This is a genomic window from Kitasatospora sp. NPDC059462 (assembly GCF_042749955.1).
Lineage (GTDB): Bacteria > Actinomycetota > Actinomycetes > Streptomycetales > Streptomycetaceae > Kitasatospora.
On sequence record NZ_JBHYUU010000032.1, the window covers coordinates 3331 to 20908 of the forward strand.

General features: G+C 72.6%; 15 protein-coding genes and 1 tRNA gene. 8 read left to right on the plus strand and 8 right to left on the minus strand.

Annotated features, from left to right (window positions below):
- The first annotated feature begins 208 nt into the window (after positions 1–208).
- The 3 genes from ACFXAM_RS11745 to ACFXAM_RS11755 all read left to right on the plus strand — a co-directional run bounded on the left by ACFXAM_RS11745 (position 209) and on the right by ACFXAM_RS11755 (position 5312).
- Positions 209–3517, plus strand: a complete 3309-nt coding sequence (locus ACFXAM_RS11745) for a BTAD domain-containing putative transcriptional regulator (RefSeq protein ID WP_380289959.1) — start codon at positions 209–211, stop codon at positions 3515–3517.
- 214 nt (positions 3518–3731) lie between these two features.
- Positions 3732–4961: an MFS transporter gene (locus ACFXAM_RS11750; protein WP_380289961.1), complete on the plus strand. Its 1230-nt coding sequence runs from the start codon at positions 3732–3734 to the stop codon at positions 4959–4961.
- A gap of 150 nt (positions 4962–5111) precedes the next feature.
- Positions 5112–5312, plus strand: a complete 201-nt coding sequence (locus tag ACFXAM_RS11755) for a hypothetical protein (RefSeq protein WP_380289963.1) — start codon at positions 5112–5114, stop codon at positions 5310–5312.
- A 407-nt stretch (positions 5313–5719) separates the two neighbouring features.
- Here ACFXAM_RS11755 and ACFXAM_RS11760 read toward each other — a convergent pair whose 3' ends face one another.
- Entirely contained in the window at positions 5720–6193 is a 474-nt protein-coding gene (locus ACFXAM_RS11760) for an NUDIX domain-containing protein (protein WP_380289965.1), read from the minus strand.
- Positions 6194–6543: 350 nt separating this feature from the next.
- On the opposite strand from ACFXAM_RS11760, the gene ACFXAM_RS11765 reads away from it, so the two are divergent.
- Positions 6544–7101: a GNAT family N-acetyltransferase gene (locus tag ACFXAM_RS11765; protein WP_380289967.1), complete on the plus strand. Its 558-nt coding sequence runs from the start codon at positions 6544–6546 to the stop codon at positions 7099–7101.
- Between the two features lie 61 nt (positions 7102–7162).
- On the opposite strand, the gene alaS is transcribed toward ACFXAM_RS11765, so the two are convergent.
- The 6 genes from alaS to ACFXAM_RS11795 all read right to left on the minus strand — a co-directional run bounded on the left by alaS (position 7163) and on the right by ACFXAM_RS11795 (position 13605).
- Entirely contained in the window at positions 7163–9823 is a 2661-nt protein-coding gene (gene alaS, locus ACFXAM_RS11770; protein WP_380289969.1) for an alanine--tRNA ligase, read from the minus strand.
- Between the two features lie 230 nt (positions 9824–10053).
- The gene (locus tag ACFXAM_RS11775; RefSeq protein ID WP_380289971.1) at positions 10054–10722 is read right to left on the minus strand and encodes an HAD family hydrolase; all 669 of its coding nucleotides are present in this window, start codon (positions 10720–10722) and stop codon (positions 10054–10056) included.
- Positions 10719–11270, minus strand: a complete 552-nt coding sequence (locus ACFXAM_RS11780) for an orotate phosphoribosyltransferase (RefSeq protein ID WP_380289973.1) — start codon at positions 11268–11270, stop codon at positions 10719–10721. The genes ACFXAM_RS11775 and ACFXAM_RS11780 overlap by 4 nt, the downstream gene beginning before the upstream one ends.
- A complete protein-coding gene (locus tag ACFXAM_RS11785; protein WP_380289975.1) occupies positions 11267–11866 on the minus strand; it encodes an LOG family protein in 600 nt (199 codons plus the stop codon). The genes ACFXAM_RS11780 and ACFXAM_RS11785 overlap by 4 nt, the downstream gene beginning before the upstream one ends.
- On the minus strand, positions 11863–12735 hold the full coding sequence (locus ACFXAM_RS11790; protein WP_380289977.1) for a hypothetical protein: 873 nt from the start codon (positions 12733–12735) through the stop codon (positions 11863–11865). Before ACFXAM_RS11790 ends, ACFXAM_RS11785 begins: the two co-directional genes overlap by 4 nt.
- 36 nt (positions 12736–12771) lie before the next feature.
- On the minus strand, positions 12772–13605 hold the full coding sequence (locus tag ACFXAM_RS11795; protein WP_380289979.1) for an aspartyl/asparaginyl beta-hydroxylase domain-containing protein: 834 nt from the start codon (positions 13603–13605) through the stop codon (positions 12772–12774).
- A gap of 340 nt (positions 13606–13945) precedes the next feature.
- Between ACFXAM_RS11795 and ACFXAM_RS11800 the strand changes: the two genes are divergently transcribed.
- Entirely contained in the window at positions 13946–15385 is a 1440-nt protein-coding gene (locus ACFXAM_RS11800; protein ID WP_380289981.1) for a hypothetical protein, read from the plus strand.
- 23 nt (positions 15386–15408) lie between these two features.
- Positions 15409–16008 (plus strand): GNAT family N-acetyltransferase, encoded by a 600-nt coding sequence (locus ACFXAM_RS11805; protein WP_380289983.1) that lies wholly within the window; start codon positions 15409–15411, stop codon positions 16006–16008.
- Between the two features lie 185 nt (positions 16009–16193).
- Here ACFXAM_RS11805 and ACFXAM_RS11810 read toward each other — a convergent pair.
- Positions 16194–16267, minus strand: a tRNA-Gly gene (locus ACFXAM_RS11810).
- Positions 16268–16530: 263 nt separating this feature from the next.
- On the opposite strand from ACFXAM_RS11810, the gene ACFXAM_RS11815 reads away from it, so the two are divergent.
- Positions 16531–16767, plus strand: a complete 237-nt coding sequence (locus tag ACFXAM_RS11815) for a hypothetical protein (RefSeq protein WP_045938839.1) — start codon at positions 16531–16533, stop codon at positions 16765–16767.
- A gap of 92 nt (positions 16768–16859) precedes the next feature.
- Positions 16860–17435: a dCTP deaminase gene (gene dcd / locus ACFXAM_RS11820; protein WP_380289985.1), complete on the plus strand. Its 576-nt coding sequence runs from the start codon at positions 16860–16862 to the stop codon at positions 17433–17435.
- Positions 17436–17578 lie beyond the last annotated feature (143 nt).

A 17578-nucleotide genomic window follows, 5' to 3' on the forward strand; every position in this document is an offset into this window, starting at 1 on the left:
GGGGGGGGGGTGGGGGGGGGGGGGGGTCGCGCGGGGGGGCGCGGGGGGGGGGGGGGTGGGGGGGGGCCCCCCCTCCGCGCCTCCCTGTTTTCCGCCCCCGGTTCCCCCTCCTCGCCCTCCTCGTCCTCCCCGCCCTCCCCGCCCCGAGGACCTCCCTTGCCCGGCGGATCGGGCCGGTCCACACTGATCACCGGACGAGGGGGACGCCATGGCGGAGGAGACGGCGGCGGCCGCGGCGGACGGGCCGGAGGCGCTCGGCGCGCGGCTCCAGGCGTTCCGCGGCCGGGCCGGGCTCAGCCAGGAGACGGCCGCGACCAGGGCCGGGATCAGCACCCGGGCGCTGCGCGACATCGAGCACGGCCGGGTCCGCCGGCCCCGGGCGGGCACCCTGCGGCACCTGGCCGAGGCACTGGAGCTGACCGGCGCCGAACTGACGGACCTGCTGGCCGCCGCCCGCACCGGACCGGCACGCGGCGCCGGAGGACCGCGGCTGCTGATCCTCGGCCCGCTCGTCCTCCAGCACGGCCGGACGCCCGTCCCCGTCACCAGCCCGATGCTGCGCCGCCTGCTCGGGCTGCTGGCGCTCAAGCACCCCGCGCCCGCCACCCACCGGGAGATCACCGACGTCCTCTGGCCGGCCGGGCCGCCCGGCTCCCACCAGAGCCTCGTCCACGGCTACGTCAGCCAGGTCCGTCGGCTGCTGGACCCCGGCGGCCCGCGGACCGCCCCGCCGCCGGCCGTCGTCCGCACCCCCACCGGCTACCTGCTGGAGGCGGCCCGGGACCTCACCGACCTCGGCCGCTTCGACGACCTGCTGGACCGGACGCGGGTCCGGCACCCCGCGCCGCCGGACCCGCGGACCGCGTACGAGACGCTCACCCGGGCCCTGCGGTCCTGGCGCGGCCCGGTGCTCGCGGACGCGGACCCCCTGCTGCGCCGGCACCCGGCCGCGGTGGCCGCCGACGAACGGCGGGTCAGGGCGGCGCTGTCGCACGCCGACACGGCGCTGCTGCTGCGCCGCTCCGCGGAGGCCGTCCCGGTGCTGTCGGAGCTGGTCGACGCCGAGCCGCTGCACGAGGGCCTGCACGCCCGGCTGATCCTCGCGCTGGCGAGCTGCGGGGAGCAGGCCGCCGCACTCGCCGTCTTCGGCCGGCTGCGCGAGCGGCTCGACGAGGAACTGGGCATCGCCCCCGGCCCGGAGGTCCAGGACGCCCAGCTGCGGGTGCTGCGCCGGCAACTGCCGCTCGCCCCGCTCCCGGCCCCGCCCGCGCCCCCCGCTGCGCCCGAGCCCCCGGCCCCGGCCCCGGCCCCGGCCCCGGCCCCGCCGTCCTTCCCGCTCCCGGCCCAACTGCCCGCCGCCACCGGCTGCTACGTCGGACGGCGGCGGCAGCTGGAGGAGCTGGACGCCCTCGTCGCCCCCGAGCCGGCCCGCCGCCGGCACGTGGTGGCGGTGGTCGGCGCGCCCGGCGTCGGCAAGACCGCCCTCGCCACGCACTGGGCGCACGCGCGGCGCGAACACTTCGCGGACGGCCAGCTGTTCGTCGACCTGCGCGGCCACTCCCGGCTCCCGGCGCTGCGCCCGGGCGACGTCCTGGACCGCTTCCTCCGGGCCCTGGGCACCCCGCCCGACCGGCTGCCCGCCGACCGGGACGAGGCCGCCGCGCTGTACCGCACCCTGCTCGCCGGCCGGCGGATGCTGATCGTGCTGGACAACGCCCGCGACGCCGAGCAGGTCAGGCCGCTCATCCCGGGCGCCCCGGGCTGCGCCGTGCTGATCACCAGCCGCAGCCGGCTCGCCGGGCTGGTCGCCGGCGACGGCGCCCGCCAGCTCGGCCTGGACGTGCTCGGTCCGGAGGAGTCCCGCCGGCTGCTGGGCGACGTCGTCGGCGAGTGCCGGGTCGCGGCCGAGGAGGAGGCGGCCCGCGCCCTCGTCCGGCTCTGCGGCGGACTGCCGCTGGCCATCCGGATCGCCGGTGCCAACCTGGTCTCCCGCGGCACCGGGATCGCCGGCTACTGCGCCGAGTTGGCGGGCGGCGACGTGCTCGGCCGGCTGCACGTCGAGGGCGACCGGCGCTCCACGGTGCGGGCCGCCTTCGACCTCTCCTACCGCGCGCTCCCGCCCGCCGCCCGGCGGATGTTCCGGCTGCTCGGCCTGATGCCCGGCCCCGATCTCACCGCGGACGGCGCCGCCGCGCTGGCCGGCGCGGACCCGGCCGCGGCGGCCGCGCTGCTGGCGGTCCTGGCCGACGCCCACCTGGTGCAGGAACGGTCGGCCGGCCGGTTCGGACTGCACGACCTGCTGCGCTCCCACGCCCGCGAGCTGGCCGGCGGCACGGAGGCGCACGCCGCCCGCGAGCGGCTCTTCGCCTGGTACCTGCACCGTACGGACGCGGCGGCCCTGCTGCTCTTCCCCGCCGCCCCGGCCGGACCGGCGCCGGCCGGGCCGCCGCCCTTCCCGGACCACGGCCGGGCCGCGGAGTGGCTGGAGCGCGAACGGGAGAACCTGGCCGGCGCCGTCCGGGAGGCGTCCGACGCCGGTTTCGCCACCGTGGCCCGGCGGCTGGCCGAGAGCCTGCACAGCTACCTGTCCACCGGGATGTACACCGGCGACTGCTTCGAGGTCGCCACCGCCGCCCGGCTGCGGCGCACCCGGCCCGGCCGCCGGGAGGGCTCCGACGAGGACATCGCCACCCTCGGCCTGGTCTGCTGGAAGCTCGGCCGGCTGCACGAGGCCGCCGCGCACTTCTCGCAGGTGGCCCGGCACTTCCGCGAGCACGACGCGGCCCGCGCCGAGGCGGTCTCGCACACCAACCTCGGCGTCGTCCACCGGGCGCTGGGACGCCCCGGGGACGCGATCCGGGTGCTCGGCGGGACCCTCCCGGTCCATCTGCGCAGCGGCAACCGGTACAGCGAGACGGTCGCCCTGAACGGCCTCTCCGGCGCGTACACCGACCTGGGCGACCACACCACCGGCCTGCTGCTGGCCCGCACCGCGCTCGCCGCCGCGCGCACCCTGCGCAACCGGGCGCTGGAGGCCAACGCCTTCCTGGCCCTGGGCGCCGCGCAGGAGCGCGCCCACGCGCCGGCCGACGCGGCCGACAGCTACCGGCAGGCGCTGCGCCTCGCCGAGCTGGTGAACGACCGGTTCCCGCAGGCCGCCGCCCTGGTCGGACTCGCGACCGCCCAGGCGCGCCTCGACCCGGGGGCCGCCCTGGACACCGCGGAGCAGGCCGTCGCGCTCACCCGGGAGGCCCGGTTCCGGATGCTCGAAGGCTGCGCGCTCGACGCGCTGGCCGGCGTCCGGGTCCGCCGGGGCGAGTCGCGGCCCGCCCTGGAGAGCGGACGCGCCGCCCTCGCCGTGCACCGCGAGACCGGGCACCGGCCCGGGGAGGCGCGCAGCCACCTCGCGCTCGGCCACGCCCAGGCGGCCCTCGGCGCGCGCGGCCGGGCGTTCGGCCATTGGCGCGAGGCGCTGCGGCTGCACCGGGCGATGGGAGGCGCCGCCCGGCCCCGCTGAGGCGCGGGCGCCCGGCCGCCTGCCCGCGCCCGGCAGAAGGGCCCGCCCGGCAGTTTCCCCGGTTCTGCCGGTCCCCCGGCCGGGCCGCCGGGCGTCGCCGCAGAACCGCAGGTCAGCGCGGGTGCACCCGGAAGGAATCCGGCCCCCGGAGCGTCTCCGCGCCTCCGGTCCGGCTGCGGGAGCCCGACCGGTCCCCCTCCCTACGGTGGTCGGCGTGGAAGACCTCCTGACTCACCGCCCCCCGGAAGCTCCGCTCCCCGACATCTGGTCCCGCAACTTCCGCCGCTACTTCACCGCCCGCAGCGCGGGCCTGCTCAGCTGGGCGATGCTCCCCGTCGCCGTCTCGGCCGGCCTGCTCAGCGGCGGGTACGGCGTGGACACCGCGGGCTACGCGATGGCCTTCCTGGTGGGCCCGTTCGCCGGCCTGGTGCTGTTCGGCGGGGTGCTCTCCGACCGGTTCACCGCCCGCCGGATGATGATCGGCGCCGACCTCGCCAACCTCGTCGCCCACGTCCTGCTCGCCCTGCTGTTCCTGCACGGCATCGACCACCTCTGGCAGCTGTACGCGCTGCTGGTCGTGGCCGGCACCGCCAACGCGATGTTCCAGCCGGGCGCCGCCTCGACCATCCCGCTGGTCTCCCGCGACGTCCAGGGCGCCAACGGCGTGCTGCGCACCTCCGAGGCGCTCACCGGCCTCGGCGGCCCGGCCCTGGCCGGCGTCCTGGTCGGACTCGGGGACACCGCCTGGGTGATGGTGATCTCCGCCGTCGCCTACGGGACCAGCGCCGCCTGCCTGTTCACCCTCCGGCTCGGCCCGGTGCCCGCCCCGCCGCGCGGCGGCGGCCTCTGGCACGACCTGGCGGTCGGCTGGCGGGAGTTCCGCTCCCGCAGCTGGCTCTGGGGCGTGATCGTGATCTGGATGGTCTTCGCCGTGCTCTCCTGGGGCCCGCAACTGTCGGTCGCCGCCGGCGTCGTCGTCCCCGAACACGGCGCCACCGCCTTCGGCCTGCTCAACGGCGCCCTGGGCGCGGGCACCGTGGCCGGCGGCCTGCTGGCGATCCGCTGGAAACCCGCCCGCCCGCTCGCCGCCGGCGCCGTGGCGATGCTGGCCTACCCCCTCTACCCGCTCGGCATCGTCCTCGGCTGGCCGCTCTGGCTGCTCGCCGCCGCCCAGATCGCGGTCGGCACCGGCACCGGCATCTGGAGCGTCATGTGGGCCACCAGCGTCCAGACCCAGGTCCCGGGCGAGGTCCTCAACCGCGTCCACGCCTACGAGGTGGCCGGCTCCGTCGGCATGTACCCCCTCGGCAGCGCCCTCGCCGGCCCCGCCACCCACGCCTTCGGCACCGACCACGTCCTCCTCCTCGGCGCCGCCGTCGCCCTCCTCACCGCCACCGCCCTCCTCGCCACCCGCCCCATCCGCACCCTCCCCCGCGTCCCCTGACCCCACCCCCGGACAACACAAAAGCCGCAGGTCCTATGACCTGCGGCTTTTGCCTGCCGGAGCGGGCGACGAGAATCGAACTCGCGCTCTAAGCTTGGGAATCTTTGGGCCTTCGAGGTGTTCATACGAACCATCATCGAACACTCGAGCATGAGGCAGAAGGTAGCTGGCAATGCGGTCTGCGGTGTTGGTCCGAACAATCAGACGATCAGGCTGCGGCGCCACCCAGCTGAAGTAGCAGATCAACTGCCGGAACGTTCGACCGATCATGCGATCCCACGGGTGATCTTCGTCCGAGCTGAAGAAACATTCGAACAGGAGCGCCTGAAATTGATGCTGTCCGCCACCTGAGGCGTCCAGGGAGATTTTTCCTTCAGTGCAGCAGTGGCGGAGCACCTGCTTCGGAAGATTCAGGAACCTACGGCGAGCCTCAAAGGCAGCCCTGTCGTGAGTGTGCGGCATTGCCATCTCATCCGCGGCTACAACCCGGATTGCGGCCGCATTTGAGAGCAGTGCAGCGCAAGGCGAATTAAGTCATTGAAACTGGAGGTTAGGCATCTCACCTTTGGGGCCTTCACACACACTCGTCCGGGCAATCGGCTCGCCACTGGCCCACCTCCGGGCCATTGGACGGACACTAGCACGCCCAGGCCCTCGCAATCGCACGTTACCCAGTACATCGCCATTTCGGCACTGCGGCGGAGGTGGTGGCCCCCGGTTCGCGAAGTACGAGGTGTGCCACGGAGTCGTATTACGGCCTACGAGCGGGTCGCCCCGTGCTCCAAGTAGACCGTCTCGGGCTTCGCCCTGGCGGCACAAGCGGCGTGAAGGCGGCGGGCGAGGCGCGGGATGAGGAGTGCGTTGAGCTGGTCGGTGGCGTGGAAGGCGTACTCGCCGATCTCCACCTGGTCGATGGTGATGTTGTCGAGCTCGTCGGCGGGGAGGACGCCGCCGTCGAAGACGAAGAGGAGCTTGTCGCCCTCGGTGGGGTGGGGCGCCCAGTCGGCGACGAGCAGGCGGCCGATCGGCGGGGTGATGCCGAGTTCCTCCTTGACCTCCCGGGCAGCGCCCTCGCTCGGGGTCTCGCCGGCGTGGAGGTAGCCGCCGGGGATCTCCCAGCCGGGCTTGTAGGTCGGCTTCACGAGGAGGACGCGGTCGTCCTCGTCGAAGAAGAGCACGCCCGCGGCGGTGCGGGGCTGGGCCACGACCTCGTGGGACGGGGAGTCGCTCATGGCGACGACTGTAGCCGTCCAGCCGCGTCACGCGACGATCTGGAGCCGCTGCGCGACTCCTGCCGGCAAGTCGCTGGGTTTGCCCCCATTGTTGGCGGATCCAGCTGGTGGACGCGGCGGATCGACTGTGGTGGAAGCGCATGTCGGACTACTGACAGCTGGTCTTCCACTACGACTGCGACGACCACTCTACGACCACCTGTTTCCTGCCCGCCGGTGCAGGAGGCGTTCGAGGCCATGCCCTGAGTGGTGTCCGGTCGCTACGCACTGACCGGTCACCGGGCGGCGAGTAGGCAAGCCCAACGGGTTCCCGGAGGTCCTCCGGCTGTATCGGAGCGAAACTGTTCATTGTGATCTTGCGCAGCGTTCACGGCCGGTCGGATGGCCTCGGGGGAGGCATCTCGATTCGGCGATTCACCGATGGCGATTCGGCCGAGGAGCTCACCCTGCTCCTGCACCGCGCATACGCCGCTCATGCAGCGGCTGGCAGGGTCTTCTTCGCGTCGTACCAGTCCGTGCAGGATACGGCTACCCGGATGGGGAGGGGGGAGTGCTGGCTCGCCTTCCAAGGCGCTGAGCTGGTCGGGTCGGTGACGGTAGCGGCACCGTACACGGTGCCCGTGGGGTATCCGGCACCAGCCGATGCGGGCTCATTCTGGCAGCTCGCGGTGGATCCCGCGTGTCAGGGGACGGGCCTCGGACAACGGCTGTTGACCGTGGCGGAGGACCGCATCGTCGCTCTCGGGGCCGCGGAAGCGGTCATCGATACGTCGGCCGAGGCCACTGAGCTGGTCGCTTGGTATCGCCGACGGGGGTACGTCCCCGTTGGGACGTGGCGGTGGGACGTGACCAACTACGAGAGCGTGGTCCTGCTGAAAGACCTTGCCGCAGCTGGCCGGGAACGGTGAAAACATGCGGTCGGCGCCTCCCCAGCTGGAAGGCACCGACCACACTCGCTGGCGGCCGACGCTACTGGTCGAGGGCTCGGGCAGCGTCCTGCGCGGCGATGGTGAGGGCCTCGTCGAGGGCCTCAGGGCGGCGTCCGCCGGCACTGGCAACTGGGCCCTTGCCACCGGCTCCGCCGCCGACGGTGCGGGCGGCGGAGGCGAGAAGCTGACTGGCCTGAGTGCCAGCAGTGAGAATGCTGCGGGTGATGGCGGCGGCGAGGAGGGCCTTGCCGCCGTGCTCGGTGCCGAGGACGACGACGGCGTGGTCGCTGCCCAGAAGGTCGGCGGTGTTAGCGGCAAGGGCGCGGAGTTCGTCAGGGACCAGGCCGGTGACCTTCTCGGCGACGATCCGGCCGCCGGGGACGGTGCGGGCGATGGCGGCGAGTTGCTGGGCGCGAGTGTGCAGCTCGGCGTCGCGGAGGCGGGCGAGTTCCTGTTGGGCGGTGGTGAGGGCGTCGAGGCGCTTGCGGAGGGTGTCTGGGGCGTCCTGGGGGCGGGTTCCGAGGAGGGCGGAGAGTTCTTCGAGGAGGCGACGTTCGGTGTCGTGGTAGGTGAGGGCGTCGCGGCCGGTGAGGGCTTCGATGCGGCGCAGGTTGGAGCCGATGGAGGCTTCGCCGAGGATGCGGACGGGGCCGGCGTTCGCGCCGTGGGGGACGTGGGTGCCGCCGCAGAGTTCGCGGGAGAAGTCGCCGATGTCGACGATGCGGACGTGGTCGCCGTACTTCTCGCCGAAGAGGGCGGTTGCTCCGGCGGCCTCGGCCTCGGAGCGGGTGGCGTGCCAGATGCGGACTTCGGGGTCGTCGAGGAGGTGGTCGTTGACGAGGGTCTGGATGGCGGCGAGCTGGGCGGGGTCGACGGCGGAGAAGTGGGCGAAGTCGAAGCGCAGGCGGCCGGCGTCGACGAGGGAGCCGTGCTGGCGGGCGTGGTCGCCGAGGGTGCGGCGGAGCATGGCGTGCAGGACGTGGGTGGCGGAGTGGGAGCGGGCGACGGCGTCGCGGCGCGGGCCGTCGACGAGGGCTTCGGCCTGCTCGCCGCTGCGGATCTCGCCTTCGCGGATGCGGACGGTGTGGACGTGGAAGCCCTCCAGGCCGAGCCTGGTGTCCAGGACCTCCAGGAGCGCGCCGCCGGTGGTACGGATGGTGCCGGTGTCGCCGACCTGGCCGCCGGACTCGGCGTAGAACGGGCTGCGGTCCAGGACCAGTTCGAGCGTGCTGCCCTGGTCGGCGCCGGGCACGACGGTGCCGTCGGAGATGAGGCCGAGGACGGTGGCTTCGGTGTCGAGGCGGTCGTAGCCGGTGAAGTCGGTGCGGCCGTGGCGGGAGGACAGTTCGCGGTAGGCGTCCTGTCGGCGCAGGGCCTCGGCGGTCCTGGCCTTGCCGCCCGCCTTGGCACGCTTCTGCTGTTCGGCGAGCAGGGCGGTGAAGCGGTCCTCGTCGACGATCAGCCCGGCGTCGCGGGCGGCCTCGATGGTCAGCTCGACGGGGAAGCCGTAGGTGTCGTGCAGTTCGAAGGCGGTGTCTCCGGTGAGGGTGGTGGTGCGGCCCTCGCGGCTGCGGGTGACGGCGGCGTTGAGAAGCCGGGTGCCCTGGGCGAGGGTGCGGGTGAAGGACTCCTCCTCGGCGGTGACGACCTGCTCGATGAGGGAGGCCTGGCCCACCAGTTCGGGCCAGACGTCGCCGAGGTTGGCAATGACGCTGGCGGTGGCCGGGGCGAGGACGGGCTGGTCGATGCCGAGCATCCGGGCGTGGCGGATCGCGCGGCGCATCAGGCGGCGCAGGACGTAGCCGCGGCCGTCCTTGGCGGGCAGCACGCCGTCCGCGATGAGGTAGGCGATGGAGCGGGCGTGCTCGGAGACGACCTGGAAGGAGACCTTCCCCTCGCCACCGGAGCCGCTGCCCGGGTAGTCGCGGCCGGCGAGTTCCTGGACGGTGGTGAGGGTGGGCAGGAGGAGGTCGGTGCTGCAGACGTTCTCGACGTCCTGGAGGATCGCGGCGAGGCGGTCGAGGCCGAGGCCGGTGTCGATGCTCTGCTGGGCGAGGTCGCCGAGGATCGGGAAGGTGCCATTGCCGTCGTCCTCGCCGCGCATGGACTGCATGAAGACGAGGTTCCAGATCTCGACGTACCGTTCGCCGTCGACGGCCGGTCCGCCCTCGCGCCCGAAAGCCGGGCCCCGGTCGTAGTTGACTTCGGAGCAGGGGCCGCAGGGGCCGGGAACGCCCATGTCCCAGAAGTTGTCCGCGCCGAGGCGCTGGATGCGGTCGGCGGGGACGCCGATCTTGCGCCAGAGCTGTTCGGCCTCGTCGTCGCTCTGGTGGACGGTGATCCAGAGGCGGTCCTTCTCCAGGTTGTAGCCCTGGGTGAGGAGTTCCCAGGCGTAGGCGATGGCGTCGGCCTTGAAGTAGTCGCCGAAGGAGAAGTTGCCCATCATCTCGAAGAACGTGGCGTGCCGGTTGGTGCGGCCGACGTTGTCGATGTCGGAGGTGCGGGCGCACTTCTGGATGGTGGTGGCGCGGGGGTACTCCGGGGTGACCTCGCCCAGGAAGTAGGGCTTGAACTGGTTCATGCCGGCGTTGGCCAGCAGCAGGGTCGGGTCGGAGGGGATGAGCGGGCTGGACGGGACGTGGCGGTGGCCGCGTGAGGTGAAGAAGTCCAGGAAGGTGGAGCGGATCTGCGTCGAGCGCATGGCGGTAGGGCCCTCACGGAAGAGTCGCGGAGAGGTGGGGGGGGTGATCACACGCCGAGCCGGGCCGAGAACGAGGACTGAGTGGTTCTCAGTTCTCCAGCTCGGCGCAGATAGCTCGCGCCCCCACGGTGTAGACCATGACTCCGGTATCCGTCGCTCTGAGGTGGCGCAGCCGACAACGGACGCAACGGTCCGCTGCGACTGCGCCACCAACAGTAGCGGCTACGGAGTCAAGATCGCTTGGAGTTGTCCTCCTGACGGCCGATGCCGACCAGGAGGGGCAGAACGAAGGCGGCGTGGTCGGCGCGGGGCATCACGAGGTGGGCTCCCGCCCGGGTGAGGGCTTCGGGGCCGGCGAAGCCCCAACCTGCGCCGACGGCGGTGACGCCCGCGGCGTGGGCGGCGTGGATGTCGGTCTCGGTGTCGCCGACGAAGATGCCCGCTCTCGGGGTGACGTCGAGCCGTTCGAGGGCGAGCAGGACCCCGTCGGGGGCGGGCTTGGGCTGGGCGTCCTCGTAGCAGACGACCGTGTCCAGCTGGTCGAGGATGTCCGGCGGCAGCAGCCAGTTGACCCGTTCGCGGCTTCGCAGGGTGACGACACCGGTGCCGACTCCCGCCTCGCGGAGCGCCGCAAGGGTCTGGGCGACGTACGGGAACACCTCGGCGGTCAGGGTGGCCGTGGCGCTCGCCGCGGCCCAGCCTTCCTCGTTGACCGATCCGTCCAGTCCGAGGTCGGACAGGACGTACTCGCGCGGGGTGTTAGCGGCGCCGTCAGGGAGATCGGCGACGGTCACCCGCCTGCCGAGCGCGGCGGTCGCGTAGCCTGCCAAAGTCGCGAGTTGGGCGTCCCGGCTGTCGACGAGGACGCCGTCGAGGTCGAAGAGCACGGCCCGCTTCACGCGGCACCGCCCGCCCGGGGTGACGGCAGGTCGGCTTCGGTGAACAGCGAGTTCAGGGTGACACGGTGCTCGGCCAGCAGCGTCCGGCCGCCGAGCGGACGCTCCAGGACACAGAGCGCGTGGGCGACCGGTCCGCCTACCATCCGCAGGATGCGTGCCATGTGGAGCAGTTGGCCGCCGGAGCGGACCACGTCGTCGACCAGGACGATGCGGCGGCCGTGGATGGGAAGGCCTTCGACCTGGTGGCGCGAGCCGTAGCTCTTGGGCTTGCGGCGCACGAAGACGGCGGGCAGGCCGGTGGCCGCGGACAGCGCCACGACGAGGGGGACGCCGCCGAGTTCGATGCCGGCGAGCACCTGGGCGTCGTCGGGGACGAGGTCGGCCATGGCGGTGGCGGTGTCACGCAGGAGCGCGGGGTCGGAGGCGAGCCGGTACTCGTCGAAGTACGCGTCGAGCCGGCCGCCGTCGACGAGCTTGAACGGGGCGTTGACGCACGCGGTTTCGGCGAGTCGGGCGGCGAGGCCGGCCGACGGGGTGCGGGGGGTCATGCTCCTCCGATCGGGGTGGTGTCGAGCGCGGCCAGGTGGGCGCGGAAGGCGTCGGCGGACTCGGCGGTGGTGAGGAAGCCGAGCGACCGGGTCGGGGTCTCGTACAGCCACCGCTCCTCGCGCAGGAAGGCGAGCAGGCGCAGGGCCGACGCGCCCGCGAGACAGACCGGCACGGGCCGGATGGTGGTCGCGTAATAGAGGGCGGCGGTCAGCTCGTGGAGGGTGCCGACTCCGCCGCCCATGGCGACGACCAGGTCGGCGTTCTCCAGGTAGTGGTTGAGGCGGGCGCCGGGGTCGGGCACGTGGACGGACAGGGTGGTGTGCGGGTTGAACGCGCCCCACTCGTCGTTCTTGCCGGTCAGCGTGACGGCGGTGACCGTGACTCCCTGGCCTCCGGCTCCGCGGGCGGCGGCCTCCATCAGCCCGTTGTAGCCGCCGTGCAGAAGCTGGTAGCCGGCTTGGGCGAGGGCCCGGCCGATCTCCTCGGCCAGCGTCTCCTCCTGGGCGGAGGCGGGGACGACGCCGCCGAAGAAGACGGCGGTCAGGCCCTCGCGGGCCCGGCTGGCGGCCGGGCCCGCGAGGTGGAGTGCGTTCACACCAGCTCCTGGTAGGTGCGGTAGGCGGCGACGGCGTCGTGCAGGCCGTCGAGCGCCTGCGGGCAGGCTCGCTCGGCCAGGGCGAGCACTCGCTCGATCGCCTCGGTGACGTCGGCCGCCTCCGGGATGGCCGGGCCGCTGATCGCGGCGTCCAGGTCGCCCAGGCAGGCGCGGCCGATCGGGGTGACGGCGATCTCCTCGCACAGCTGGTACCAGCCCCAGAACCGCGAGGCGGGGGCCAGGGCGGTCTTGATCAGGTCCTTCGTGGCCGTGTGCAGGCGGTGCCACTCGGAGTACGCCACGAACCGCTGGCCGCGCTTGATCCGCTTGCGCAGGAGAACGGCCAGCACCAGGTGTTCGATCAGCAGCTCGGCGCAGGAGCGCGGCCGGGCGAGGAAGGCGGCGGTGAAGCTCTCGGCCGCCGCGACGTCCGACGCGGTGACCGGTCCGGGCCGGCGGTCGAGGAGGACGGCGGTACTGACCGTCTCCTGCAGTTGCGGGATCCGGGAGGCCGGTGCGACGTAGAGGTCGATCTGGTGGAGCTTCCCCTCGTCCGGGACGAGGAAGACCATTCCGACGCCGCCGAGGTCGGCGACGATCGTGTCGCGCCAGCCGGGAAGCAGGGCGCTGGCCGCGACCGGCATCAAGGTCTCCAGGGCCTCGACGAACGACGGGAACCGGGCGTCGTGGACGCCGGCGACGAAGTCGACGTCGGACAGGCGGTCGGCGGTGCCGTGGGCCAGCGACCCGCGGACCATCAGGTGGGTCACCGCCGGGGAGGTGGCCAGGATGTCGCCGAGCTTCGACAGCAGCGGCAGCTGTGCGGGCCGGTTGGCCTGGGTGATCGCCGCCAGTTGCAGGGTGGGCATGCGCTTCTTCCTTCCGGGCGAAGGTACGGGCTGGGATCAGGCGGGGATGGCGAGGAGGCGGCGTTTGGCGGTCTCCCAGCGCGTCGCGGCCTCCATGTCGCCGAGGGAGGTGTGCAGTTCGGCGATCAGGTCGTAGACCGTGCCTTCCGGCAGGGCGTAGGTGTAGAAGAGCCGCAGCAGCATCCGCTCGGCCGCCTCCGTGTAGCCGAGGGCGGCCATGTTTCGGGCGCTCTCCAGCCGCGCGGCCAGGACCGTCTGGTCGGCGACGGGCAGCGGCTCCGCGACCACCGGGCTGAGCGCGGGGCGTCGGGCCAGGTGCCGGTAGGCGTCGTCGGCGTACACGTCGGCGATCAGGTGGATCCGGTCCGGGCCGAGCAGGTTGCACACCCCGTGGGCGTACGTCGGAGTGAGCCTCCAGATCCGCCCGCCGGTCATGTGCACCTTGGTGCCGCCGGTGACCAGGAAGGCGGACCTGTTGGTGTGCAGCGGGATGTGCAGCCGGTGCCGTTCGACCTGGTCGAGGTCGTCGTAGTCGCGGTGCTCCCAGAGGAAGGCGTTGCCCTCCAGCCGGGCGAGCCGCACCCACATGAAGTCCAGGCCGAGGTCGGCCAGGAATGCGGCGGTGGCCGGCATCCGGCCCAGCAGGTCGGTCGGCCGGGCCGCGCAGTCGCCGATCGTCACGTCGGTGGCGTCGCCGGAGGCGTTCATCAGCGAGGTGGTCCACCAGCCGCCGGACTGGTAGGCGCCGTACTCCGCTTTCCAGGGGGCCCGGGCGGTCAGGGCTTCGTGGCGCATCCGCTCAAAGGGGGCGGAGTCCACGGCGTCCAGCTGGGCGATCTGCCCGGCCAGAGCGGTCAGGGTGTTGTCCATCGGTTCCCTCCCGTTGCCGGCTCGCGGCATGGCGAACCGGAATGCACGTGGTGCTGGATGGGGTCGATCGGGCGCGGATCCCAGCGCCCTTGATCTCACGCTTCGCTGTCGGATATGCACGGACAGCGAGGTGACGTTCAGGATGGCGGCGCCGGGTGCGGCACCGATACGACGCGGCCGCCGCCACCGTCCCGTCATCCCGAGAGGCCGGCCACGTCGGTGCGCGTCATGACTGCCGTCATGGCCGCCGCCATCTGGGCCGGGACGCCCTCGAACGGGTTTCCTGTCGAGCGACGATGGCTATCGTCAGAGCAACGAACGGGGACGGAGATGATCCGCGATGGCTGAAACTCCCACGCTCCTCAGGGTTTTGACGCTACAGCGGCATTGGCAGATCTACGAGACCTTCCGCCTTCGGTTCGAGGCGACGGCGAACTCGGCCGCCGAGCAGGAACGTGACCCCCGACTCCGAGGGTTGTCGGTCTCCAAGCGGCAGTTCGAGCGCTGGTACGGCGGCGAGGTGAAGACCCGCCCCTACCCGGACCAGTGTCGGGTGCTGGAGGCCATGTTCGGCGTCGGCGTGGACCAACTCCTCGCGCCCGCACCGGCCGGCCCCGTATCCGTGCCCGCCACCACCGCCTCGTTCGCCGTCCCGCCACCACGGCCGGTCCCTGCCCTCCTCCCACCCGAGCAGGCAGCGGCACTTCCTGTCGGTGGCCCGTCCAGCAGCGAGCCCCGCGTCGACGCGGGCACCACGGAATTGGAAAGGCAGGTCACGATGGCGGCTCGTCGTGCACTTCGATTCACCGCGATGGCGGAGGGCAGCAGCATCGGCTCGGAGACCCTGGGCCAGATCGACGACGAGGTGCGGCGGCTGACCGTCGCCTACCCGAAGCTGGCACTGCCGACCCTGCTCGGCGACCTGGTCGAGATCCAGGACCTCACCTTCCAGCTGCTGGAGCACGGACGGGTAAAGCCGTTGCAGGCCCGAGAGCTGTACCTGCTCGCCGGGATCACCTGCGGCATGCTCGCCAAGGCCAGCCACGACCTGGGCAATCCGAGCGCCGCCATGATGCAGGCCCGCACCGCCTTCGTCTGCGCCGACAACGCCGACCACCACGCCATGCGCGCCTGGGTCCGCTCGCTCCAGTCGCTGATCTCCTACTGGGCCGGCCGCCCCGGCGAGGCCGCCGACTACGCCGCTCTCGGGCAGGGCTCCACCGGCCAGGTCCGCGGCACCACCAGCGTCTGGCTGCCCTGCCTCTCCGCCCGCGCCCACTCTCTCCTCGGCGACGGCGAGGCCACCCGCACCGCCATCCGGCAAGCCGAGGAAGCCCGCGCGACCGCCGAACCCGACGACCTCGATGCCTTCGGCGGCATCATGACCTTCCCGCTGCCGCGTCAGCTCTACTACGTCGCGGAGGCCACCGTGCAGCTCGGGGAGGACGCGGCCCTCGGCGAGAGCCAGTCCGAAGCCGCCGTCTCCGCCTACCGCAACGCCACCGAGGACGAGTGGGCCTTCGGCGACCAGGCCGGCGCCCAGACCGACCTCGCCCTCGCCCGCATCGCCCGGGGCGAGATCGAGGGCGCCGCCGAGGCCGTCCGCCCCGTGCTCGACCTCCCCGTCGAACAACGGAACTTCGGCATCGTCAGCAGCGCCCGACGCGTCCACGCCGCCCTGCACGGCGCCCGCCGTCGCAGCAGCGGCGGCGCGGCGGCCGGTCTGCGCCAGGAGATCGAGGCCTTCACCACCACCCCCACCTCGGCCCTCGTCCGGTGACCCCGCGGATAGGCTCCGCAGCCATGACCCCACTCCGTGTGACCGGCCCCAACCTGGCACTGCGCGAAGTCGAACCCGAGGACACCGACGATCTCCTGGCCATCTACGGCGATCCCGAGGCCACCCGGCACCTCAGCTTCGAACCCCGCACCCGCGAGCAGGTCGAGGCGATCACCGCTCGCTCCATCGACTCTGCGCACGTCACCCCGCGTACTGAGTACTGCCTGGCCGTGACCCGCCGCGGTGAGCACCAGCTGATCGGCTACGCTCGCCTGGCCACCGAGCCGCAGCAGGCCGCCACCATCGGCTTCGCCCTCCACCCGGCCGCGTGGGGCAAGGGCCTCGGCACGGAGACCGTCCACCTGCTGTGTGCCCTCGGCTTCAACACTCTCGGCCTGCACCGCATCTGGGCCGCCCGATCACCGCTCAACGAGGCCTCCGCGCGAACGCTTCTCCGCGCCGGGATGGCAGAGGACGGTCGCATCCGCGACCACGTCTTCGTCCACGGGGCGTGGCGCGACTCGATCACCTACTCGGTCCTGGAGCACGAGTGGGCACCGATCGACGGGCTGGAAGCGGACCGGGCCGCCGAATCCGATGGCGAGCACAGCCCGGGAAGGTGATCCCGTACTGCCCGAGCCGCCCATCGTGATCCCCGGCATCGCCGGATTCGCCCGCGGCGACCTGCCAGCCGATAGCGGCCCAGCAGTCGCCGATCTTCGGCTTCTGGCACGGATCTGGCACGGCGAGCCCGAATTGGTCCAGACAATACGAAAGCCGCAGGTCAGATGACCTGCGGCTTTCACGATGGAGCGGGCGACGAGAATCGAACTCGCGCTCTAAGCTTGGGAAGCTCATGTTCTACCATTAAACTACGCCCGCCTGATGAGCCGTCAGAGACCGCTCGATCTGCCCCTCACTGTACCCCATCCGTGACGGTGGATGCACAGGTGGGGCGGGGGTGTGGTGGAGGGGCGGGGGGTGGGGGCGGGGGCGTACTGTGTGGGCCGCGTGAGAGTGCTCCGGCGGGTGGGGGCGGGGCGGCGAGCCTTGGTGTGAGATGTCCGGTACATCCCCTAATGTGACGCTGGTCCCGGGGGCTCCGCCGTTCGGGGCGATGAGTACGGGTGAGTACTGGGGTAAGGATGGGAAGGGGATCGATGGAGCAGCGCGCCGTCGTTCGTTGTGCCGAGGGGCACCTGTTCAGCACCACCACGTTCCCGATGCAGAACCTCGGACCCGGCCGGCTGGGGCCCGGCCGGCTGATCAGGTGTCCGCAGTGCGGACGGCTGCGGAGTTCGGTGCTGGCCGATGTGCGGGAGCTGTCCGAGCCGCAACTGGCCCGGGCGCTGCGGCTGGAGGCCGCGGAGTTCCTCGCCTGACGGGGTCGGGCGGGGGCTGACGAGGGAGAGAAGTGGCAGGTGCGGCCCCGGACGATTCGTCCGGGGCCGCGTCGTGCACGTAACCTCGAAGCGTGCTGCTCTCTGACAAGGACATCCGGACCGAGATCGACAACGGCCGGGTGGTGATCGATCCGTTCGACCCCGCGATGATCCAGCCGTCGAGCATCGACGTGCGGCTGGACCGCTTCTTCCGGGTCTTCGAGAACCACCGCTACCCCCACATCGACCCCTCCGAGGAGCAGCCGGACCTGACCCGGCTGGTCGAGCCGGAGGGCGACGAGGCGTTCATCCTGCACCCGGGCGAGTTCGTGCTGGCGTCGACCTACGAGGTCATCACGCTGCCGGAGGACGTCGCCTCGCGGCTGGAGGGGAAGTCCAGCCTGGGCCGGCTCGGGCTGCTGACGCACTCCACGGCGGGCTTCATCGACCCGGGCTTCAGCGGGCACGTCACGCTGGAGCTGTCGAACGTCGCGACGCTGCCGATCAAGCTCTACCCGGGGATGAAGATCGGGCAGCTCTGCCTGTTCCGGCTCTCCTCGCCGTCGGAGCACCCGTACGGCTCGGAGCGGTACGGCTCGCGGTACCAGGGGCAGCGCGGTCCGACGCCGTCCCGGTCCTACCTGAACTTCCACCGCACCGAGGTCTGAGCGGCGCGCGGAGGACGAGGAGCACACGGCGCGGGCGGTCACCCCGCGGGTAAGGGTGAACCGCCCCCCGGGGCTCAGGGCCCCAGCGGCCCGGGGGACGCGCCCACCGACCTGCCGCCCAAACGACACCCCAGCAACCTGCG

Bases quoted from the DNA above. Each gene is read 5' to 3' on its own strand.
- ACFXAM_RS11745 (WP_380289959.1), top strand. From the start codon at position 209: ATGGCGGAGGAGACGGCGGCGGCCGCGGCGGACGGGCCGGAGGCGCTC.
- ACFXAM_RS11755 (WP_380289963.1), top strand. From the start codon at position 5,112: ATGAGGCAGAAGGTAGCTGGCAATGCGGTCTGCGGTGTTGGTCCGAAC.
- ACFXAM_RS11760 (WP_380289965.1), bottom strand. From the start codon at position 6,193: ATGAGCGACTCCCCGTCCCACGAGGTCGTGGCCCAGCCCCGCACCGCC.
- alaS (WP_380289969.1), bottom strand. From the start codon at position 9,823: ATGCGCTCGACGCAGATCCGCTCCACCTTCCTGGACTTCTTCACCTCA.
- ACFXAM_RS11780 (WP_380289973.1), bottom strand. From the start codon at position 11,270: ATGACCCCCCGCACCCCGTCGGCCGGCCTCGCCGCCCGACTCGCCGAA.
- ACFXAM_RS11790 (WP_380289977.1), bottom strand. From the start codon at position 12,735: ATGCCCACCCTGCAACTGGCGGCGATCACCCAGGCCAACCGGCCCGCA.
- ACFXAM_RS11795 (WP_380289979.1), bottom strand. From the start codon at position 13,605: ATGGACAACACCCTGACCGCTCTGGCCGGGCAGATCGCCCAGCTGGAC.
- ACFXAM_RS11800 (WP_380289981.1), top strand. From the start codon at position 13,946: ATGGCTGAAACTCCCACGCTCCTCAGGGTTTTGACGCTACAGCGGCAT.
- ACFXAM_RS11805 (WP_380289983.1), top strand. From the start codon at position 15,409: ATGACCCCACTCCGTGTGACCGGCCCCAACCTGGCACTGCGCGAAGTC.
- ACFXAM_RS11815 (WP_045938839.1), top strand. From the start codon at position 16,531: ATGGGAAGGGGATCGATGGAGCAGCGCGCCGTCGTTCGTTGTGCCGAG.